The organism is [Clostridium] fimetarium, from assembly GCF_900111235.1.
GTDB lineage: Bacteria > Bacillota > Clostridia > Lachnospirales > Lachnospiraceae > Clostridium_N > Clostridium_N fimetarium.
In genome coordinates this window covers 124,991-145,139 of sequence record NZ_FOJI01000001.1, presented here as the reverse complement: position 1 = coordinate 145,139, position 20,149 = coordinate 124,991, and the positions used below count along the sequence as shown (strand labels likewise).

General features: G+C 33.0%; 22 protein-coding genes and 2 tRNA genes. 8 read left to right on the top strand and 16 right to left on the bottom strand.

All coding sequences use genetic code 11. The features are described 5' to 3' along the window. Window positions 1-53: 53 nt before the first annotated feature. From BMY18_RS00760 to BMY18_RS00750, 3 genes are all read right to left on the bottom strand, one after another. Complete coding sequence (locus BMY18_RS00760) at window positions 54-1,145, bottom strand: PucR family transcriptional regulator (protein WP_092449591.1); 1,092 nt, start codon at window positions 1,143-1,145, stop codon at window positions 54-56. 135 nt (window positions 1,146-1,280) lie between these two features. Continuing rightward, window positions 1,281-2,396: an ABC transporter ATP-binding protein gene (locus tag BMY18_RS00755; RefSeq protein ID WP_092449589.1), complete on the bottom strand. Its 1,116-nt coding sequence runs from the start codon at window positions 2,394-2,396 to the stop codon at window positions 1,281-1,283. A 147-nt stretch (window positions 2,397-2,543) separates the two neighbouring features. Further along, on the bottom strand, window positions 2,544-3,431 hold the full coding sequence (locus BMY18_RS00750; RefSeq protein ID WP_092449587.1) for a YitT family protein: 888 nt from the start codon (window positions 3,429-3,431) through the stop codon (window positions 2,544-2,546). A gap of 198 nt (window positions 3,432-3,629) precedes the next feature. Here BMY18_RS00750 and BMY18_RS00745 point away from each other — a divergent pair, with 198 nt between their 5' ends. Continuing rightward, window positions 3,630-3,806, top strand: a complete 177-nt coding sequence (locus tag BMY18_RS00745; protein ID WP_092449585.1) for a YjfB family protein — start codon at window positions 3,630-3,632, stop codon at window positions 3,804-3,806. A 66-nt stretch (window positions 3,807-3,872) separates the two neighbouring features. On the opposite strand, the gene BMY18_RS00740 is transcribed toward BMY18_RS00745, so the two are convergent. From BMY18_RS00740 to BMY18_RS00710, 7 genes are all read right to left on the bottom strand, one after another. Continuing rightward, a complete protein-coding gene (locus BMY18_RS00740) occupies window positions 3,873-4,790 on the bottom strand; it encodes a CPBP family intramembrane glutamic endopeptidase (RefSeq protein ID WP_092449583.1) in 918 nt (305 codons plus the stop codon). 12 nt (window positions 4,791-4,802) lie between these two features. Continuing rightward, window positions 4,803-5,177, bottom strand: a complete 375-nt coding sequence (locus BMY18_RS00735; protein WP_092449581.1) for a RidA family protein — start codon at window positions 5,175-5,177, stop codon at window positions 4,803-4,805. Window positions 5,178-5,248: 71 nt separating this feature from the next. Then, on the bottom strand, window positions 5,249-6,076 hold the full coding sequence (locus BMY18_RS00730) for a CvfB family protein (RefSeq protein ID WP_092449579.1): 828 nt from the start codon (window positions 6,074-6,076) through the stop codon (window positions 5,249-5,251). Between the two features lie 102 nt (window positions 6,077-6,178). Further along, window positions 6,179-6,898: an acyl-[acyl-carrier-protein] thioesterase gene (locus BMY18_RS00725; protein ID WP_092449576.1), complete on the bottom strand. Its 720-nt coding sequence runs from the start codon at window positions 6,896-6,898 to the stop codon at window positions 6,179-6,181. 97 nt (window positions 6,899-6,995) lie between these two features. After that, window positions 6,996-7,085 (bottom strand) — tRNA-Ser (locus tag BMY18_RS00720). 79 nt (window positions 7,086-7,164) lie between these two features. Beyond that, window positions 7,165-7,236 (bottom strand) — tRNA-Gln (locus tag BMY18_RS00715). A gap of 124 nt (window positions 7,237-7,360) precedes the next feature. After that, window positions 7,361-7,756: a hypothetical protein gene (locus BMY18_RS00710; RefSeq protein ID WP_092449574.1), complete on the bottom strand. Its 396-nt coding sequence runs from the start codon at window positions 7,754-7,756 to the stop codon at window positions 7,361-7,363. A 384-nt stretch (window positions 7,757-8,140) separates the two neighbouring features. Between BMY18_RS00710 and BMY18_RS00705 the strand changes: the two genes are divergently transcribed. Continuing rightward, window positions 8,141-8,707, top strand: a complete 567-nt coding sequence (locus BMY18_RS00705) for a hypothetical protein (protein ID WP_092449572.1) — start codon at window positions 8,141-8,143, stop codon at window positions 8,705-8,707. A 77-nt stretch (window positions 8,708-8,784) separates the two neighbouring features. Continuing rightward, window positions 8,785-9,123: a P-II family nitrogen regulator gene (locus BMY18_RS00700; RefSeq protein WP_092449570.1), complete on the top strand. Its 339-nt coding sequence runs from the start codon at window positions 8,785-8,787 to the stop codon at window positions 9,121-9,123. A gap of 131 nt (window positions 9,124-9,254) precedes the next feature. On the opposite strand, the gene BMY18_RS00695 is transcribed toward BMY18_RS00700, so the two are convergent. Then, a complete protein-coding gene (locus BMY18_RS00695; RefSeq protein WP_092449568.1) occupies window positions 9,255-9,917 on the bottom strand; it encodes a YesL family protein in 663 nt (220 codons plus the stop codon). Between the two features lie 192 nt (window positions 9,918-10,109). Between BMY18_RS00695 and BMY18_RS00690 the strand changes: the two genes are divergently transcribed. Then, window positions 10,110-10,802: a hypothetical protein gene (locus BMY18_RS00690; RefSeq protein ID WP_092449566.1), complete on the top strand. Its 693-nt coding sequence runs from the start codon at window positions 10,110-10,112 to the stop codon at window positions 10,800-10,802. Window positions 10,803-10,930: 128 nt separating this feature from the next. Continuing rightward, complete coding sequence (locus BMY18_RS00685; protein WP_092449564.1) at window positions 10,931-11,455, top strand: peptidylprolyl isomerase; 525 nt, start codon at window positions 10,931-10,933, stop codon at window positions 11,453-11,455. Between the two features lie 115 nt (window positions 11,456-11,570). Here the strand turns inward: BMY18_RS00685 and BMY18_RS00680 are convergent, their stop codons facing one another. From BMY18_RS00680 to BMY18_RS00670, 3 genes are all read right to left on the bottom strand, one after another. After that, a complete protein-coding gene (locus tag BMY18_RS00680; RefSeq protein ID WP_170841238.1) occupies window positions 11,571-12,386 on the bottom strand; it encodes a TPM domain-containing protein in 816 nt (271 codons plus the stop codon). Beyond that, window positions 12,383-13,417: a TFIIB-type zinc ribbon-containing protein gene (locus tag BMY18_RS00675; RefSeq protein WP_092449560.1), complete on the bottom strand. Its 1,035-nt coding sequence runs from the start codon at window positions 13,415-13,417 to the stop codon at window positions 12,383-12,385. The genes BMY18_RS00680 and BMY18_RS00675 overlap by 4 nt, the downstream gene beginning before the upstream one ends. A gap of 394 nt (window positions 13,418-13,811) precedes the next feature. Next, a complete protein-coding gene (locus BMY18_RS00670) occupies window positions 13,812-14,114 on the bottom strand; it encodes a hypothetical protein (protein ID WP_092449558.1) in 303 nt (100 codons plus the stop codon). Window positions 14,115-14,322: 208 nt separating this feature from the next. Between BMY18_RS00670 and fba the strand changes: the two genes are divergently transcribed. From fba to BMY18_RS00655, 3 genes are all read left to right on the top strand, one after another. Next, entirely contained in the window at window positions 14,323-15,186 is an 864-nt protein-coding gene (gene fba, locus BMY18_RS00665; RefSeq protein ID WP_092449556.1) for a class II fructose-1,6-bisphosphate aldolase, read from the top strand. A 25-nt stretch (window positions 15,187-15,211) separates the two neighbouring features. Beyond that, window positions 15,212-16,198, top strand: coding sequence for a class B sortase (gene srtB, locus BMY18_RS00660; protein ID WP_092449552.1), 987 nt, complete (start codon window positions 15,212-15,214; stop codon window positions 16,196-16,198). A 265-nt stretch (window positions 16,199-16,463) separates the two neighbouring features. Continuing rightward, complete coding sequence (locus tag BMY18_RS00655) at window positions 16,464-18,575, top strand: glutamine synthetase III family protein (protein WP_092449550.1); 2,112 nt, start codon at window positions 16,464-16,466, stop codon at window positions 18,573-18,575. A 123-nt stretch (window positions 18,576-18,698) separates the two neighbouring features. On the opposite strand, the gene nudC is transcribed toward BMY18_RS00655, so the two are convergent. Both nudC and BMY18_RS00645 read right to left on the bottom strand, forming a co-directional pair. Beyond that, window positions 18,699-19,553: an NAD(+) diphosphatase gene (nudC, locus tag BMY18_RS00650; RefSeq protein WP_092449548.1), complete on the bottom strand. Its 855-nt coding sequence runs from the start codon at window positions 19,551-19,553 to the stop codon at window positions 18,699-18,701. A 111-nt stretch (window positions 19,554-19,664) separates the two neighbouring features. Further along, on the bottom strand, window positions 19,665-20,144 hold the full coding sequence (locus BMY18_RS00645) for an S-ribosylhomocysteine lyase (protein WP_092449546.1): 480 nt from the start codon (window positions 20,142-20,144) through the stop codon (window positions 19,665-19,667). Window positions 20,145-20,149 lie beyond the last annotated feature (5 nt).

Below are 20,149 nucleotides of genomic sequence, written 5' to 3'. Positions count from 1 at the left end.
TATTGAGCTCGTGGCCGCATTCAGCTCGTAGCCCAATACATCTCTTATATTAATTAGTAATTATCTCTGCTTTCCATGTACTTCATGTACTTAACAACCATTAATGCTATCTTAAATGTAATAGCATCGTCAAATACTCGCAAATCGAGCCCAGTGCTCTTCTCAAGCTTATCAAGTCTATAAACAAGCGTATTTCTATGGATATATAACTGTCTTGATGTTTCAGAAACATTTAAGCTGTTTTCAAAAAACTTATTAATCGTTGATAATGTCTCTTCATCAAAATCGTCTGGGGATTTCCCCTCAAATATCTCTCTGATAAACATCTGGCACAATGGTATTGGAAGTTGATATATCAATCTGCCAATTCCAAGCTTACTATAGCCAACAACATTCTTTTGACTATAAAAAATCTTTCCAACATCGAGGGCCATCTTAGCTTCTTTGTATGACTTTGACACTTCTCTGATATCATTAATGATTGTACCATAAGAAATATGAGCGGTACTCATTGCTTCTGTATTTAACATATCGATAACAATAGCAGCTGTTTTTTCAAGATCTTCATAAGTCTCACCAACCTTTACCTCTTTAACGAGAATAATATTTCTCTCATCAACTGCGGTAATGAAATCTCTAGACTTAGATGCAAACAAAGTTCTAACTGTCTCAAGTGCATTTGTGTCTTTTTCATGCTTCGTTTCTATTATATATACAACTCTCTTAGCTTCTGTATCAATGTGAAGTTTTTTTGCTCTAGTGTAAATATCAACTCGTAATAAATTATCCAATAACAGATTTTTTATAAAATTATCTTTATCAAATCTTTCCTTGTATGCAACGAGTAGACTCTGAATTTGGAAAGTAGCTACTTTACCAATCATATATACATCGTCACTAGTTCCCTTTGCAAGTAAAATATATTCTAAGTGTTGATCATCCATAACTTTAAAGAACTGATGTCCTTGAACCACCTGACTATCTGCAGGGGAATCCACAAAAGACAAAGCCTCAGCTTCGCATCCATCTGAATCTGGATAAGTTGATGCTACAACTTGTCCATCAGTATCTATTACAGACAAGTCGATTCTTGTAATAGACTTTAAACCATCAATCGTATTTTGCAATATTTGATTAGATATCATTATTTTGAAATCCTTTCTCCCGATATTTTATATCTTCCTCTATTGTAATGCAAAACGAGGAAAATTAAAAGAGGAAATGCATAATTTCTATACATTTCCTCAAAATTTTACATATTCTTCTAATTAAAGCATCTCTTAGTGAACAACAACTTGCTCTGTTTCTTTATCAAATACGTGAAGCTTAGCTAAATCAATTGCAAATTTGATTACATCGGCTGCACGAGCTGTTGTACGAGGATTAACTTTAGCTGTATAAGTAGCTCCATCAAGGTCAAAATGAAGGTTAACTTCAGCGCCTAATAATTCATACACTTTGATAGGTACTTCAATAATGCTGTTTGGTGATGATGCAATAAATAATTCTTCATCATGTACATCTTCTGGACGAATACCAGCAACAACAGTTTTACCAACATAACCGCCTTCAACAACTTTCTTTGCTTTCGCTTCTGGAAGTATAATTGAATAATTAGTTCCTAATTCAAGTTTCACAACTGAACCTTCTTGAACAACTTTTGCATCAATCAAGTTCATTTGAGGTGATCCGATAAAACCAGCAACAAAAAGATTGTTAGGTGTATTGTAAAGATTCTGTGGAGAATCTACTTGTTGAATAATACCATCTTTCATAACTACGATCCTTGTACCAAGTGTCATAGCTTCTGTCTGATCATGTGTTACATAAACGAATGTTGTTTCAAGTCTCTGATGTAATTTTGAAATTTCGATACGCATTTGAACTCTCAATTTTGCATCTAAGTTTGACAAAGGTTCATCCATAAGGAAAACCTTAGGATTACGAACAATAGCACGACCCATAGCAACACGTTGTCTTTGTCCACCTGACAAAGCTTTTGGTTTACGATCTAACAAATGTTCAATATCAAGTACTCTAGCTGCTTCATGAACTGACTTGTCTATCTCTGCCTTAGGCATTTTTCTAAGTTTAAGTCCAAATGCCATATTGTCGTATACTGTCATATGTGGATATAATGCATAATTCTGGAATACCATTGCAATATCTCTATCTTTAGGTTCTACGTCATTAACTAACTTGTCACCAATCCACAATTCGCCTGAACTAATCTCTTCAAGACCAGCGATCATACGAAGTGTTGTTGATTTTCCACAACCTGATGGACCTACGAAAATAATAAATTCTTGATCAGCTACTTCAAGATTAAAATCTTTTACAGCTACGAATCCGTTAGGATATACTTTACATACATTTTTAAGTGATAAACTTGCCATACTTTAAATCCTCCTAATATTACATTACATTTTTCCATGCAACGTCTAATTAACTAACTTTGATTATAATACAATAAGATAATGATAAATACCATATTGCATTTTACCAAATTATAATTTAAGAATTTAGGCAAATTCACTATAAAATTAATTGTTCTGTGTATTTTTAACAAAGCCCTCTCCCATTACTTCTCTCACATCATTTACTATTATAAATGCATCGGGGTCATATATTTGTGTTATTCTCTTGATTTCAATTGACTGTTTTTTGGATACGACACAAAATATGACTGGTCTTTCCTTATTGGAAAATTTACCGGTCCCCTTTAAAATAGTAACTCCACGTCCTATCTCCTCTATAATAGATTGCGATATTTCATTATATTTTTCTGAGATAATAAATATCCCTTTTGCAAATTTAAGTCCATCTATAACCCTATCAGACACTAATGTTGTCACGTATATTGCAATGACTGCGTACAGGCTTTTTTGAATGCCAAAAATGAATGCTCCTAGTAATACAATTGCGCCATCTAACAACTGCATAATTCTTGCAATCGATTGATGTCTTACATAATGTTGAATAAGCGATGCAATTAAATCGGTCCCCCCCGTTGTTGAATATGATAAAAGTACCATCGCAATTCCAGTACCACTAAACACTCCACCAAAGACTGCAGCTAATAATAAATCCGACTGTGTTAACGAGAATTTTGGTAATATTGCCAGATATATCGTCAAAAATATTGTTGCAAATATAGTTCTTCCTACGAAATGCTTACCTTTAACAATATATGCTATAAAAAATACAGGTATATTTAATATTATTGTTGTTATCCATAATGGGATTCCACCTTCAACCAAAAATGTGGTCTGATGCTTTATAATAATTGCAATTCCAGCAAAGCCTCCAGTAACCATACTAGCAGAATCATATACTGAAATATATGCTGTGGCCATTAGTAAAGTCCCTATTGCAATAAGAAGAAACGGTCTAATTCTTTCTGCTATATTGGTTTTGTCAAACTTTTTCATATTTACCCCCATTTCAATCAATAAATTCATCTGCCTTGCCTATTACGATAATGATTAGATTGTCTATCTGCTTAGTGATTTCCAATTTAAGTATATCTTATACTATATTTAAATGAATTATCTTGTCATTAATAAGCATTTGAAGTATAATTATGTTATAAAAATACTCTTTAAATAGGTTTAGACGGAGGTGTTGATATGGATATAGCATCATTATCAATGGCAATGGGTACTTCAAATGTGAACTCAGATGTTGGGATTGCAGTTCTTGGGAAAAATCTTGATACTTTAAAGCAAGCCGGAGACGGAATGCTTAAGATGATGGAATCGTCTGTAACTCCAAATCTTGGTCAAAATATTGATTACTCAGCATAACGAAAAAGATGGGCAAATGATTAGATACTCTAGTCATTTGCCCATCTTTATTTAATTAATTGATTTTCAAATAAAATATTCCGTATATATCATAAATCCTACACATAAAAGCAAAGTCACAATCAAAGGAATTGTTGCAAACTTTTCATCATTTTGTGGTTTTATTCCTTTGCGTATTTCACCGGTAATATAATTCCAACGGTTATTTCTTTTTGCAAGATTTTTGTATATTACAAATGAGATTATCCCAAAAGCAGATGCGACCACCGCTAACACACAAATTGTCATTATTGTTGTCTGCAAAGTCATTGATTGAATAATTGAATTTGCATTTTCACTATTCTTCATTGAATCCGGCACTAACTGCATTATAATAATCGAATATGTATTAATTGCAAAATGAGCAATCATAGAGGTCAGCATAGAGCCTGTAGCTTCTACTAATAATGCAAAAATCACACCCAGAACAAATGCATAAACGAACTGGTTAATATTCAAATGCATAATACCAAATATAAATCCACTTAATAACGCAGCTCCAAGTATTCCATTCTTTCTATATGAATGATAAAAGATCCCTCTAAAGACAAATTCCTCAACAAATGCAGGTATTACTGCCAGAAAAAATATTTGAACTAAAAATGGGTACTCCATTAGCGCACCAGTCGCCTCTTGGATCTTGTTTGTCGAAAACAACATTGAAACATAGTTTAAAAGTATCATCATTGGAATTAATGAATATCCAAAAAGCAATGCAAGCAAAGCATCCAATGGCTTTAAAAGCTTATATGGAAGACATTTTGCAACATTGATTTTTTCATATAAAACAAACAATATCACTGGAACTAAAATAAGTAATTGGCTTTCTATTAGTGAAAACCATATTGGCATCGATCTTCCATGTAACAAATAGCTTATCAAATAGGAACCGCCAATATAAAATAGCATAAGTATTGGAAATAATCTATTTACCTTTTTACACATAGATCTCCCCCACTATTTCCATGCTATCGCTTCAACTTCAAGCAATACATCCTTGGGAAGTCTTGCCACCTCTACACATGAGCGTGCAGGAAATGGTTCTTTAAAATACTTCTTATATATTTCGTTAATTTTACCAAAATCATTCATTTCTTTGATAAACACTGTTGTTTTAACAATATTTTCTACCTTTGAACCTGATTCTTCTACCAATGCGCATAAATTACTAAATGCTTGATTAGCCTGTGCTTCAACGCCTTCAGGGATTTCTCCTGTTGATGGATTAACTGGAATTGCACCTGATGTGTATACCATTCCATTAATTTCAATTGCTTGCGAATATGGTCCAATCGCACTTGGTGCCTTGTCTGTACTAATAACTTTTTGCATTTTCTTATCCTCCTAATTCAAATTATTATTTTATAAATTTTGCATGACAACATTCTATTAACGCAATTTAACTACTTTATTTCTTCAATTGAATCTGACTTAAGATTAATCTTTCCTTCTTTTAACAGTCTTCCAATAGCCCTTTTAAAAGCATTCTTACTCATATGGAACTTACTCTTAAGAAATTCCGGATCAGCTTTATCTGTAAATGGTAAGCTTCCACCATTTTTCTCTAACTCATCAAGAATTAATTTTGAATCTTCATCCATTTGAATATATGCCTTTTGTTTTACACTGAGCAATAACTTGCCATCTTCTCTAACCTTAGTAACTCTGGCATCAATATGGTCGCCAACCTTCATATCATTAAACATTTCTGCTTTTGGAATCATTCCATAATACTGATTGTCGATTGCCACAAATACACCAAACTCAGGATTGATTTCAATGATTGTTCCGCTCACATGACTATCTTTAATATAAACGCTTCCATTTTCAAGGTAATCATATACCTTCATTGTTGCACATAATCTACTGCTCTTATCTATATACAAAGCTACCAAGCATTCATCATCTTCTTTTACCTTGAATGTCTGCTCTTTAAATGGTAGAAGTAAATCTTTTTCCAAACCCCAGTTGAGAAACGCTCCAATAGCGCCTACTTCCACAACTTTTAAAGCTGCAATCTGATTTAATTCAATTAATGGTTCATTTGTTGTCGCAATTAAACGGTCACTTGAATCTCTATAAATAAAAACATCAATTGCATCTCCAATTTCAGTTCCTTCTGGTACCTGCTTTTTAGGAAGAAGAACTTTTTCCAGTTCTGTCCCAAGATATATTCCAAAGTCTGTTTCTTTTACTACGTTTAAAGATTGTTTCATTCCTAATTCTATCATTAATCCTCTTTCCAGCATTACTGCTTACATTGCTGATATCATTATTCGTGATAATTAGCAATTATATTAAATCGTTAGTAGTATTATTATATCAATTATCAATTAAAATTCAGTTTTGGCAAACTCAATCAATGCAAACGTCTTCCCATCTTCATTTCGCAAATCAATAACAAATCTCTCTTCTTCTTCAATTTGAACATATGGACAAATAGCATCTCCATAGTGTGCGGACATCTTATATTCTGCCCTTATTTGACCAACCTCAAAACCTTCTGGTAAATATTCCTCTGCCATCTGTATATATTGTCCATTATTTACATGATTATATGTATCTAAATTACATTTTCTCACATGGAAGCTTTCCATCTTTTTCATATTCTTTAGTGCAAATATTTTTCTTCCTTCATAATTCATAGCTTCATATTTGTCTTCGAGAATATAAGCATCTTTAAATTCACTTTCTGGTAATACGGGGCGCCCTGTGTCTGTATTAATAAATACCCACATAGAATTAGCACATGCAATTATTTCCCCTTCTTTATCTACTATAGTAAAGTTACGAGTTCCACAAAACCTTTCAAAAGCATATGGCCAAGTGCTAACTTTAACGCAATCCAAAATTTGGGGCATTCGATTAATTACAATCTGCCATGATGATAGCACCCAAGCTCTATGCGCCTCAGCCAGCTCATCTGTTCCTATATGTAACGTTTCTGAGTGAAAAGAACTGCAATCCTGGAAATAATTAACTAAGCCTGTGACGGATAACTTTTCATTTTTATCTGTTTCACTATACCGAACCATACTATCAAATGAATACATATTCCTGTCCTTTCATTTCTAAATAAAAGTGAAAACAAGCAAGCTTACTTTTGCCTACACGTTTTCACTTTTGCCGTACAAACACTTGCATAACCAACGGAGATGATGGGATTCGAACCCATGTGCCGCATTAATACGACAAACTGATTTCGAGTCAGTCTCGTTATAACCACTTCGATACATCTCCACAACTATTCAATTATATCTTCTAAATGCCAATTCGTCAAACGTAAAAATCCCCCGCATAATGCGAGGGATATATTAAGCTGGGCTTAAGGGACTTGAACCCCTAAATGCAGGAATCAGAATCCTGTGCCTTACCATTTGGCGAAAGCCCAATATCGTGACGACAAAATGTATTATACAATATTGTTTTTATGATTGCAAGTAGATATTCAACATTTCGCTGGATATATTTAACATTTCGCTGGATAATATGATATTTAATCTTTTTACATATTATTAACGCTTTGTAACTTGCCTTACGCTACCATCCGCATCGCTGCCCAATGATGACTTAACAAAGAACTTGTATTGGTCTAGTACTGAATCCTTTTTCATATCCGAAAGAGCCTTAACAACATCCAAATCTTCAGCTTTACTCTGAGCACCTACAAGATTGAATTCATTATTCTTTTTGAAATCAAATGTGATTTTTTCAAGATTCCCAGTTCGCGATGGCTTAAGCGTTTCTGTAGCCGGTTGCTGTGGTTGATCCTCCGACGCCGTTGAAGATTCTAAGGGGAGTGGCTGATTAACTGTGCTAATCTGGTTCACTTCTGCATCAGTAGATGAAGAATCTACTCTTTTCGTGTAACTTGCATATGAATATGAATTACTAACTCCTGAAATTGTCATAACCGCTCCTCCTTTACAAAAGTTCAACTTATAAATATTTATTCTGTACTATCTATGTTATTCCGGATTCTAATATAATTTACAAAGAATTTATTGAACTATTCAAGCTCAAACTATATGAGCTTAAACCTAACATGTAATACATATCGGCACTACTTGCTAAATTGTTTATAGATCAAGCTAAATTTTATCGATAATACACTGATAATACGAAGTTATCCTTTCTATTTTACCTAATTAAACCTGAAAAGACAAGTGTTATTTCCATAATAAAAAGGAATAGAAAAAGTTAATTTTTCATAAACTTATTGACCTTGTAAATATTTTACATTATTATATGAAGATACAGGTACTTAAAGTACATTTATTATGGAGGTTTTATAAATGAGCAAAAAAAACATTACATTAATACTAGCTGGGATTTTGATTCAGATCTTAGAATTCACCGTTAAAATTGGTGATGTACGAATTGATTTGTTTTCAGATATCATTGCATATATCCTGATTCTTATCGGTATTATGCCACTCGTTCAGCGAAATAATCTATTTAAGAAAAGCAAAAATACAGCAATCAAAGGTCTTATTATTTCTATTCTTGTACAGGCTATTAACTTCATTGACTTTGGAGAGGGCGCTGGGAATATTGATACATTTACAAAAGGGCTTATTACAATCTTTTCCATTTACTTTACTTATTATTTTACAGAGAGCATTATGCTTGAAGCGAAAAATCAGGATAAATCTGCTATAACTCGAAACTTTAGAGTTACTTGGTCCATCCTTGGTATATTTATTTTTGTATATTACATAGCCTTTGTTTCTTCTATTTCGATTTTATCGATTGGCCTGCAAGCAGCAACTTTACTATGTGCTTTATATTATATATCAATCATTTGGACTGGTAGCACACAACTATACACTGATAAGATTTCCGATCACATTGAATTATAACTTAATTATTATTACATCAAGTGGTGTATTTTCACTAACTTGATATGCGCAAAAGATGCGCAGGAATGGGGAGAATTATGAAAAAGCTTGAAATAATTATTAAACCGGAACGTCTTGAAGATTTGAAATCAATTCTGGATAATTGTAAATCTACTGGGCTTATGATTTCTAACATAATGGGTTACGGAAGTCAAAAAGGATTTACGCAGATATATAGAGGTCACGAACATACCGTTAACCTCTTGCCTAAAATCAAAGTAGAAACTGTAGTCAACAATGATATTGCAGATTCAATTATTGATGCTATTGTTGCAAAAATCAATACCGGTGCTTTTGGTGATGGTAAGATTTTTGTATATGACGTTGCGGATGCCGTTAGAATTCGTACAGGTGAACACGGTGAACAAGCACTTTAATTTATTATAGACTTTATATTTTACTAATATATATTTTGTACATAAAAATAACAATGGAGATAACCGTTGCACATGCGACAGTTATCTCCATTGTTATTATATTGTTTTATTCAATTATTCTCTCATTTTTTCTAATACATATCAATATGATAAGCATCTGATTCATCTTCTTTTTCTTTTGGTTTGGTATATATATTGAATATTCTAGTCATTATGTAAGCAGTTATATATAATGATATTCCAATAGAAAAAATAATAAATGGAGGATATGTAAATGTCAAATATACAAGATAGCCATTAATAATAACCATTATAATTGTTTGTGGCAAATGTTTCATTGCCATTACCATAGAATTAATAATTAGTTTTATTGTTTTATTATCAAACTTAGCAAGCATTGGAAATATATATATTACTATTGCAAAGACAATAACCAGAAATCCTAGTAAAACAAAGAATAATAAATTTGCAAAAAGACTCTGCTCCGCCGAATGTGCCCATTTATAAGTGATGGAAAGATCAAAATATAATAAACCAGCTGCCCCAAATGTAATTAACTCAATTATGAATCCTTGTAGAAAATTTTGTTTGAAGGCTTTTATAAAACTCTTCACTACATAACCTTCTTGGTTTTTCACCTCTTTCAATGCCACATAATATCCCGCCGACAACGCTGGACCTATTGTAATAATAGGTATAGAAAAAATCATTACTAATATATCTAAAATAATGAAATCCGCAACTCTTGTCATACCTCCGAAAAAGCGGCCTTCAATACTAAAAAACTTTCCCATTTTATCCTCTTTTCTTTACACCTGGTTAATTAAAATTCAATACAAATACGATTATATAGTATATTCCACCAAAAATCAAAGGCCATTTATAAGATTATTATTAAATATTTATAAAAACAGTGCGATTAGTGGTTAAATATGTTAAACTTACTAAAGTTGATACACCTAAATTTGATTTTGGAAAGGGATATTATGGCAAATAAGCTTAGTTTAAGGGATGAAATCAAGGTCCAAAATAAAAAGTTAAAAGATATGACTTTTTCACAAAAAAAAGAATATATTTGGGAATATTATAGAATACATATCATCGGCACTCTTATAGCAATTGTAACCGTAATTTGTTTGATAATAATGTTTATGCGCAACGATTATGAAGCCGTATTTACTACTGTCGTAGTTGATGGGAACATGACTGGTTTTAATGATAACAAAGATAAATTGACTGTGGAATTCACCCAGTATTTAGGAATAGATGGAAAAAGTAAGAGAGTTATTTTTAGTAATAATTATTCTCTTATTCAAAGAGCCGGCGATGAAGATGCTTATTATAGTACACAAAAGATTGTTGCAATGGCTACTGCAAAATCGATTGATGGTTATTTATGTGAATATGATTATGTAACTTTTTACTCTTCGGATGAGGAATTATTTTTAACCGATTTAACGGAACTTTTTACGGCCAATGAGTTAAGCAAGCTTTCTGATTATTTAGTATATTATACTGCAACTGATGGAACTAAGTTTCCAATCGCTGTTGATCTAACTTCTACTCGCGTCAAAACAGAAACGGACTTAACGATGACCAGACCTTGCTATGGTGTTGTATCGACATCTACGCACACTGATAATGCAGTTAAATTTATCAAATATGCCTTTGGACTATAATAGGAATCTGAATTCGAACTATCATAGGGATCTGAGCTCGGACTATCATTTTTAATACAATTTGACAATTAATCATTTCTTATAGTAAGATATAACACATAAACTCGTTTTAACGAAAGGAATCTAATATGGCAAACCAAAACCCAATAGTTACAATTACAATGGAAAACGGCGATGTTATGAAAGCTGAACTATACCCACAGATAACACCAAATACTGTTAATAATTTTATTAGTCTTATAAAAAAAGGTTTTTATGACGGACTAGTTTTTCACAGAGTCATTTCTGGATTTATGATTCAAGGTGGTGATCCACAAGGAACCGGAACTGGCGGCCCTGGATATGCAATCCCTGGCGAATTCAGCCAAAACGGTTTTCAAAATGACATTAAGCATGACATTGGAATTCTTTCAATGGCACGTGCTCAGCATCCAGATTCAGCAGGTTCACAATTTTTTGTTATGCATGCACCAGCGCCACATCTTGACGGCTCATATGCTGCATTCGGAAAATTAACTGAAGGTGTTGAAGTACTGAATTCAATTGCAGCACTAGATGTTGACTGGAATGATAAGCCAAAGAAAACGCAAACAATGAAAACTGTTAAAGTAGATACATTTGGCGTTGAATATCCTGAACCACAAACATTATAATATTTCCTTTGTAAATTACAACAAAAATCCACATATACATATAACGGACTTTATTTCTTAATTGTTTATAAGAATAAACGTCAATATATGTATATGTGGATTTTTTTATTGTATATTAAAATTTTGAACTTCCACCACTAAAGCCACTGCCTCCGCTACCACTATTCATAGAGCCTCCGCCGCCGCCTTTATTCGTTTCAATCTTATGTGTCACTACAGTCGTATTGAGAAATATATCTCTTGTATCTCTAATATCAAAATTATGGTCTTTCACATATGTCTGGCATCCAACTGACATCTTTGCCTTTGCATTAAACATCATAACAAGTACAGCAACGACTCCAATCCCAATTGCAATTAATACCTTAATTCCCATATTAGCCATAAGCTTTTGTGAAAAAGTCTGATCCTCTGTAAAATCTGTATTACCATCACCTGATTTATCACTTAAGGAAGGCAGCGATCTCATATAATTTTCCATTTTAGTTACAAATAATTCGCATGCACCGTCATAATCAGAATTTTTTAATCTTGCTTTTACTGCGGTTATAATATTATCTGTTCTTACTTCTGATAAATAAGTTTGACCACTTCCAAATGGTCTAACGCCAACTTCTCTACCTTCCATATCAATTACTAGAATCACGCAATCTCCATTTGCTTTATTATATCCAAATTCATGTGATGAATAAAAATCTTGTGCATATTTCAAAGAGGTTTTCCCTTGATTATCCAACGTTGTTACTATAACAATATCGATCTTGGATGTCTGCGCTGCATCCGTACATAATTTCTGCAATTTGCTCTCTTCAATACTTGTCAAGATTCCTGCATCATCATATACTTTTTGTTGTGTAGAATCAAATCCCATAAGCATAAATGCACACGTTAAAAGTATCATTAAAACTAATGTTAAATTTATTTTTTTCATGATATGAACAGTCCTCCAATCAAAGTAATAATAAATGCGCCCGTTGTAATAATACCAAACCATGCAAATGCCCTCTTCATACTAATCGGTCTATCTGCCACAATTTTTCCTGTCTGGCCATTTAGCATAAATTGATAATCTTTGCCATTGAATTTGTAATTAAGCATCCATACAGGAAACAATGCATAATCGTAATGAGTATTGTTTGCACTGACTTCGTTTTTTAAAATGTTTACAGTCGAATACCCATTAATTGTTCCTCGTGTAATGTCGGTAATATATTGATTTGCGCGTGCTCTAGTACGCTGCTCCATCTCTTCTGAAGTAAAGTTATACTTTTCGGATAAAAATCCTGACAAGTATGGCATTTTAAAGTCTGTCATCTCTTGATAATCAAAAGGTTCAAGCTTATCCATTGCATCATCTGGCATTTTCTCAGATGCATCTGCTGGAATCTGAACAAAATCGGCTTTTACATCTCTATATATTGCGTAGTGATCAGTGTAGATATACTCATAATCACCGTGTCTCTCCATTCTTGTTCTAGTAGCCGCTGCTTCCATATAATCAGAAGCTTCGTAATCATATAACCAAAAGGGTGCATATAAACCAGTTATTTTCTCTATAGTACTCTTTGAAAATAATGTTCTTGGAGTCAACGGCCCTTTTTTTATCCACTTTTGATAAATATTTTTAGCATTTTCTTTATCGATTTTAAACGGTATTACAAGGGATGGTGAAAAATCCCCAGACAGTCTATCTTCAACAAGTGAAGGATTCCCGCAAAATCCACATATTGTTGCAGAAGTAAATTCATCAGTAATAAGCTCTGCCCCACAGCTTTGGCAATGATAAATTTTTACATTGTTATCATCTGACTGATTTTCTTTGGTTTCCCCCTCATTATCATATAGCCTTTCATACTCTTCAACACTAATGCCAAAACCACAGTGATCGCACTTTAAGGTCTGTGTAGGACCATCAAATTCCATGGCCGAACCACATGAATGACATTTATATGTAATCGTCATTATATAAATACCTCCTCCGTTATTATTCATACTATTCATGATTTCCTTTTAAATACTATTCCTATTATATATTTATTTTATAAATATAACAAATGAAAACTCAATGCTAACATTCATTCTTTGTTCACATTGTATTCAATAAAAATTAACATAATACACATTGTTTCTTCATTTTTAAACTTTATAATGAAATTGTATCAAAGTAATAATTAACTAACTAATAATTAAATAATTTGATAACTCCTTAACATTTTTTCATAAACTGAGTTGTTAAATACAGAACAACTCCCTCCCCTTCTCATCGCCCACAACAACGTGGGCGATATTTTTTTCCTCTACTATCGATAAAAATAAAAAGCCCTCTATGAGAGCCTTTCGTTTGATTCTAACTTTACTATTTAACAAAAAACGAGCCTACTAACATTATAATACCTAAGATATATACAATTCGGCCTTTCCTAGTACCTTTTTTCTTTTTCATTTTAATATCTTCTGTTGGTACATCGTGAGGTGCATAAAACACATTCCATTCCCTTTTTGCTGCACTTGCCATAATCAAGCCTGCAAATGTAATAACTACTCCGAAAAGGAACATCAAAAACCCAATAAATGGCCAAACAGAATTCCCCGCATCACTACTTACACCAGCAGCATTCATTGTAAGAAATATATTACTAATAGCATTTCCAAAACACATTATATTTTTCTCCTCTTTTCCTAATTCAGCTTTATTAACAATAGCCTTTAACTACTGAAAATAGATTTTAAATCTATTAGATTAATTATAACATTAAACTTTTATAAATCAATATCGATAAATAACTTTTCATATTTCGTAGTTCTTACTTTTATTTTTCATTAATATAGCGTATAATTATATTATTATTTATCATAGGAGGTATTATATGTTAGTTTCAGCAAAAGAGATGCTAATTAAAGCAAGAGATGGAAAGTACGCAGTTGGTCAATTTAATATCAACAACCTTGAATGGTCAAAATCAATATTACAAGCTGCACAAGAGATGAATTCCCCTGTGATTTTGGGTGTTTCTGAGGGTGCCGGCAAATATATGGGAGGCTATCACACAGTTGTAGGAATGGTAGAAGGATTACTAAAAGACTTAAACATTACAGTTCCTGTATCACTGCATTTAGACCATGGCTCATATGAAGGTTGCTTAAAATGTATAGAAGCAGGTTTTTCATCAATTATGTTTGATGGTTCAAGCCTTCCAATTGAAGAAAATATCGACAAAACAACTAAACTTGTGGAAACATGTAAAGAAAAAGGTATGTCACTAGAGGCTGAAGTTGGAGCAATTGGTGGTGAAGAAGATGGTGTAATTGGTAATGGTGAATGTGCTGATCCACAAGAATGCAAATTAATTGCTGATCTTGGTGTCACAATGCTTGCCGCTGGTATTGGTAATATTCATGGAAAATATCCTGCAAACTGGACTGGCCTTAGTTTCGAAACACTTGAAGCGGTTAAGGGACTCACAGGTACTATGCCATTAGTATTACATGGTGGTACAGGAATACCTTCTGAAATGATTCGTAAAGCGATTTCACTTGGTGTTGCTAAAATCAATGTTAATACAGAATGTCAGCTTTCATTTGCTGCAGCTACTAGAACTTATATCGAATCCGGAAAAGACCTTGAAGGCAAAGGCTATGATCCAAGGAAACTTCTAACACCAGGTTGTCTAGCAATTAAAGCCACTGTAAAAGAAAAAATTGAGCTTTTCGGTTCCGCTGATAGAGCCTAGTAAAGCATAGTAATGGAGACTTTTTATGGATATCAAAGACAAAAGCAAAATTTCTGATGAATATGATAAAAATGTTGACTTGAATAAAGAGAATCATTTAGACACTGATGAACTTAATTCGGATGATGGTCAATACGAACTTGATTGGGATGTCGACTCAGATGAACTTGATTCAGATGAACTTGATTCTAATCTCAAGTCACATGGGCCAAATAAACATAAAAGCGATAAAAAAAAGAGAAAACTTTCTTGGGGAAATATCATTCGATATATAATAATGATAATAGCAGCTATTATATTTCTTTATTCAGGCTTTATGCTAGCTAAGATTTATTTAGAATATAAGCAAGGTGATGACATATACAAGTCAATTGCAGATACGGTGCTTGTACCTGTTGAAGCTACTACATCAGATAATACACAAGAAATACAATCACCTTTTAAGTATGATCATCAAGCTCTATTAAATATCAATTCTGAAGGTATCGGATATTTATATATTCCTTCAATTAATTTAAAACTTCCACTCGCACAAGGAAGTGATAACGATTATTATCTTACTCATGCATTTAATAAAACTTATAACGGCGGCGGAACATTATTTGAAGATTATAGAATTAGTAATGGTTTATCCACGTCACATATTATTATATATGGCCATAACATGAAAAATGGCAGTATGTTTGCTGGGTTAAATAAGTATCTAACACCGTCATTTTACAAAACAGAAGGAAATGACATCTTCTATATATATACAGGAAACAAATTACTTGAATATAAGATTTTTACAGCCTACATTAGCGAACCAATAAGTGCTACCTATACGTATAACTTTACTAATGCCACTGCTTTACAGGCCTATGCCCAGTCAATGAAACTATTATCTAGTTATAATACTGGTGTAGATGTATCATCAGCTACTCAAATCGTCACTTTTTCAACATGCACTGGTGATGGATCACAAAGGGTTATTGTTCAAGGAACCTTTATGAACGAAACTCCTTTGGAATAACAATACTTTAGAATAATAATACTTTACTGATTAAACCAGTCATTGTAACAATGTTTAATTAAAAATGTAAAGTATTTGCAAAAAGCACTTGCTATTTGTATGAAATTGAGTTATTTTATTTAAAGGTTAATTAATTTTTTAGATTAATCTATTTACCCAAAAAAATAACGTGTTACTTTAGTAGGACAAAGGCGTCCCTTTTATTTAGGGCGCCTTTTTTATATAAGTCACGTTACAATTTTTAATATGAAAGGATGATTATATTATGAGTGAAAAGTTCAATGTAGCCGATATTTTTGGCGAAGACGTATTTAACGACACCATTATGAAAGAACGTTTACCAAAACACGTTTATCAAAACCTAAAAGAAACTATTGTAAATGGTGCTGACTTAAGTTTTAGTGATGCTGATGTTATTGCAAATGCAATGAAAGAGTGGGCAATCGAAAAAGGGGCAACGCATTATACTCACTGGTTCCAACCTCTTACAGGTATTACAGCTGAAAAACATGATTCATTTATTTCTGCACCTAATGCTTCTGGGAAAATCCTCATGGAGTTCTCAGGCAAGGAATTAATTAAAGGTGAACCAGATGCTTCATCATTCCCTTCAGGTGGTCTTAGAGCAACTTTCGAAGCAAGAGGATATACAGCTTGGGATTGTACTTCACCAGCATTTGTTAGAGAAGATGCTGCCGGTGCTACTCTTTGTATTCCAACAGCATTTTGTTCATATACAGGCGAAGCACTTGATCAGAAGACTCCTCTTCTTAGATCTATGCAAGCTTTAAATATTCAAGCTCTTCGTATTTTAAAATTATTTGGAAACACTACAGCAAAAAAGGTTATGCCTTCTGTCGGTGCTGAGCAAGAATACTTTATCGTTGATAGAGAAAAATATTTACAAAGAAAAGATTTAATATTCTCTGGACGTACTTTATTTGGTGCTATGCCTCCTAAAGGTCAAGAATTAGAAGATCACTACTTTGGTGCTATTAGAGAAAGAATTGCTTCATTTATGAAGGATGTTAACAAAGAATTATGGAAGCTTGGTGTTTCAGCTAAGACTCAACATAATGAAGTTGCTCCAGCACAACATGAATTAGCTCCTATCTATGCACAGTGCAATATAGCTGTTGATCACAATCAATTAACAATGGAGACATTGAAAAAAGTTGCAGGTCGTCACGGTTTAACATGTTTACTTCATGAGAAACCATTTGCAGGTGTTAACGGTTCTGGTAAACATAATAACTGGTCAATTACAACGGATACTGGACTTAACCTATTAGAGCCTGGCAAAACACCTCATGATAACATTCAATTTTTATTGGTTTTAACTGCAATCATGAAAGCAATTGATATCCACTCAGATTTACTTAGAGAATCCGCTTCATGCGTAGGTAACGATCATAGACTTGGTGCTAACGAAGCTCCTCCTGCTATCATCTCAATGTTCCTTGGCGAGCAATTAGAAGATGTAATTGCACAGTTAATCAGTACTGGCGGTGCTACAAGCAGTATTCAAAAGGCTGATTTAGATACAGGCGTTAAGTCACTTCCAAACCTTAGCAAAGATGCAACAGATAGAAACAGAACATCTCCATTTGCTTTCACTGGTAACAAGTTTGAATTTAGAATGGTTGGTTCTTCAGATTCTATTTCATCAGCTAATGTTGTTCTTAATACAATCGTAGCTGAAAGTTTCTGTGAAATTGCTGATGAATTAGAAAAAGCTGAAAACCTTGATTTAGCTGTACATGATTTAATTAAGAAGTTAGCTTCTGATCACCATAGAATCGTATTTAACGGAAATGGTTACTCAGAGGAATGGGTAGTTGAAGCTAATCGTCGCGGACTACCAAACATAACATCTATGGTTGATGCAATTCCTACACTTCTTACACCAAAAGCAATTGCTGTATTTGAAAAGTTTGGCGTATATACAGAAACTGAACTTCATTCACGTGTTGAAATTAAATTTGAGGCTTATGCAAAGGCTATTAATATCGAAGCAAAAGCAATGATTGATATTGCTGGAAAGCAACTGATTCCAACAGTTATTGCATATACAACTGAACTTGCTAACTCCGTAGTAACTGTTACAGAAGCTGGCTCAGATGCTTCAACTCAGAAAGCTTTACTTGATGAAATTTCATCATATTTATCAGAAATGAAAGCTGCTAGTTCTGCTCTTGTAATCGCTGATAATGAAGCAAATGAAATAGCTGATGCTCAGGAACAAGCAAAGTACTTTAGAGATGTTGTTAAACCAGCAATGATTGCTTTAAGAACTCCTGCTGATAAACTTGAAATGATTGTCGACAAAGAATTTTGGCCTTTCCCATCTTATGGCGATTTACTTTTTGAAGTTTAATTATATAAAAGTTATTTAATATAGTTATTTTTAATATAGTTATTTTTAATCAAAACAAAGCCCTTGGTTTTCATATTGAAAACCAAGGGCTTTGTTTATGTGTATATAATCATAATTTTATATTTAATGAGGATAAGTGCCTAGTCGGAAGTTCTCTATTATTTCATATGAAAGACTTATCCTAGCAAAATCAGGTTCTATCTCTTCACGCGTAAACCAACGTGCTTCCGCTATTTCTGATTCTTGGCACGTTATTGTGTCATCGCCGTCCAAATCTGCATAGAAACCAATCATCAAGCTATCTGATGCGCTCCAAGGTTGACTTTTATAGAATCTTAGATTTTTAACTTTTATGCCTACTTCTTCCATAACCTCACGTTTTATGGTATCTTCGAAAGATTCACCAATTTCCATATATCCTGCAATTAGCGCAAATCTTAGAAATGTTCCATATACATTTCTAGCCATTAAAAGTTTGTCACCGTTAATAATAGCGACCGCAATCGCTGGTGATATATTTACGTAGATTGTTTCTCCGCATTTATCACAAATTAGTGCTCGTTCTGTTGTGCTCTTCAACATTTTACTTCCACAGCAACCGCAAAATCTGTGTTTTTTCATCCATCTATAAAGTTGTCCTGCTGTCATTATTGCAAACGCTATGTACCGTTCTTCTAATGTCCTGTATATTTGATTACTTTGAAATTCCAATTTAGAATCTGGGACACATAGATTTTTAGTGTTTTTATCTCTAAGCAAGTAATACGCTCTATCATCTATTGAAAATAAGTATTCTAGCTCTTCCATCTTGAAATCTATTTTTGAATATATATCACAAATTTGAGGAATATTTAATTCTTTTAATAATACCTGATCTTCTTGAAATATGAATACATAGTCATCTTGTGTCGCTGTTCTAAAAACCATTTCATTTTTAAATACGTGTGGGGCTATTTCATTTATCTTTTTTTTCTCCATCCTGCGTATCTTTTATTGGCCCGCTCTACGAGACAATGCGCATATCAAGTTTTTTGCCACTGGCATTAATCTTAATTTATATTGGTTTATTTTGTTTTTTACTATTTTATATTAATTTGGATAATTCAATCTCTCTGCTGTTGGATTATCAAGCACTTCTTCTTTATACTTTTTTATATATATTTTTGCGAGATTCAAATTATTATCTAAGTAATTACCACAATCTCTTGGTGAATATCCTGGAATCTCCCCTTCGTAGGCCAAAATATAATCCGCCATCTCTTTTAATAAATCAACAATGTCTTCTGATTTTAAATCACCAGAAAATATTACATAGAATCCTGTTCGGCATCCCATAGGTCCAAAATAAAGTGTTTTTTCACCCCAAGTTGGATGGTTTCTAAGAAATGTTGCACCTAAATGTTCTATTGAGTGAATTCCAGGATTATCCATAGGTGGTTCTTCATTGGGTCTTGTAAAACGCAAGTCGAAAGTTGTAACAACTTCTTCTCCAATATAATCTTTTCTTGATACATAAATTCCTGTTAATAAATCTAAATGATTTACTGTAAAGCTAGCTATTTTGTTCATTTCTT

Excerpts from the sequence above, each read along its gene's own strand:
- nudC (WP_092449548.1), bottom strand. The coding sequence starts at position 19,553 with ATGGAGAAAAAAAAGATAAATGAAATAGCCCCACACGTATTTAAAAAT.
- BMY18_RS00755 (WP_092449589.1), bottom strand. The coding sequence starts at position 2,396 with ATGGCAAGTTTATCACTTAAAAATGTATGTAAAGTATATCCTAACGGA.
- BMY18_RS00760 (WP_092449591.1), bottom strand. The coding sequence starts at position 1,145 with ATGATATCTAATCAAATATTGCAAAATACGATTGATGGTTTAAAGTCT.
- BMY18_RS00655 (WP_092449550.1), top strand. The coding sequence starts at position 16,464 with ATGAGTGAAAAGTTCAATGTAGCCGATATTTTTGGCGAAGACGTATTT.
- BMY18_RS00740 (WP_092449583.1), bottom strand. The coding sequence starts at position 4,790 with ATGTGTAAAAAGGTAAATAGATTATTTCCAATACTTATGCTATTTTAT.
- BMY18_RS00680 (WP_170841238.1), bottom strand. The coding sequence starts at position 12,386 with ATGAAAAAAATAAATTTAACATTAGTTTTAATGATACTTTTAACGTGT.
- BMY18_RS00725 (WP_092449576.1), bottom strand. The coding sequence starts at position 6,898 with ATGTATTCATTTGATAGTATGGTTCGGTATAGTGAAACAGATAAAAAT.
- BMY18_RS00710 (WP_092449574.1), bottom strand. The coding sequence starts at position 7,756 with ATGACAATTTCAGGAGTTAGTAATTCATATTCATATGCAAGTTACACG.
- BMY18_RS00645 (WP_092449546.1), bottom strand. The coding sequence starts at position 20,144 with ATGAACAAAATAGCTAGCTTTACAGTAAATCATTTAGATTTATTAACA.
- BMY18_RS00670 (WP_092449558.1), bottom strand. The coding sequence starts at position 14,114 with ATGTGTTTTGGAAATGCTATTAGTAATATATTTCTTACAATGAATGCT.
- BMY18_RS00745 (WP_092449585.1), top strand. The coding sequence starts at position 3,630 with ATGGATATAGCATCATTATCAATGGCAATGGGTACTTCAAATGTGAAC.
- fba (WP_092449556.1), top strand. The coding sequence starts at position 14,323 with ATGTTAGTTTCAGCAAAAGAGATGCTAATTAAAGCAAGAGATGGAAAG.
- BMY18_RS00750 (WP_092449587.1), bottom strand. The coding sequence starts at position 3,431 with ATGAAAAAGTTTGACAAAACCAATATAGCAGAAAGAATTAGACCGTTT.
- BMY18_RS00700 (WP_092449570.1), top strand. The coding sequence starts at position 8,785 with ATGAAAAAGCTTGAAATAATTATTAAACCGGAACGTCTTGAAGATTTG.
- BMY18_RS00675 (WP_092449560.1), bottom strand. The coding sequence starts at position 13,417 with ATGACGATTACATATAAATGTCATTCATGTGGTTCGGCCATGGAATTT.
- BMY18_RS00695 (WP_092449568.1), bottom strand. The coding sequence starts at position 9,917 with ATGGGAAAGTTTTTTAGTATTGAAGGCCGCTTTTTCGGAGGTATGACA.
- BMY18_RS00735 (WP_092449581.1), bottom strand. The coding sequence starts at position 5,177 with ATGCAAAAAGTTATTAGTACAGACAAGGCACCAAGTGCGATTGGACCA.
- srtB (WP_092449552.1), top strand. The coding sequence starts at position 15,212 with ATGGATATCAAAGACAAAAGCAAAATTTCTGATGAATATGATAAAAAT.
- BMY18_RS00685 (WP_092449564.1), top strand. The coding sequence starts at position 10,931 with ATGGCAAACCAAAACCCAATAGTTACAATTACAATGGAAAACGGCGAT.
- BMY18_RS00730 (WP_092449579.1), bottom strand. The coding sequence starts at position 6,076 with ATGATAGAATTAGGAATGAAACAATCTTTAAACGTAGTAAAAGAAACA.
- BMY18_RS00690 (WP_092449566.1), top strand. The coding sequence starts at position 10,110 with ATGGCAAATAAGCTTAGTTTAAGGGATGAAATCAAGGTCCAAAATAAA.
- BMY18_RS00705 (WP_092449572.1), top strand. The coding sequence starts at position 8,141 with ATGAGCAAAAAAAACATTACATTAATACTAGCTGGGATTTTGATTCAG.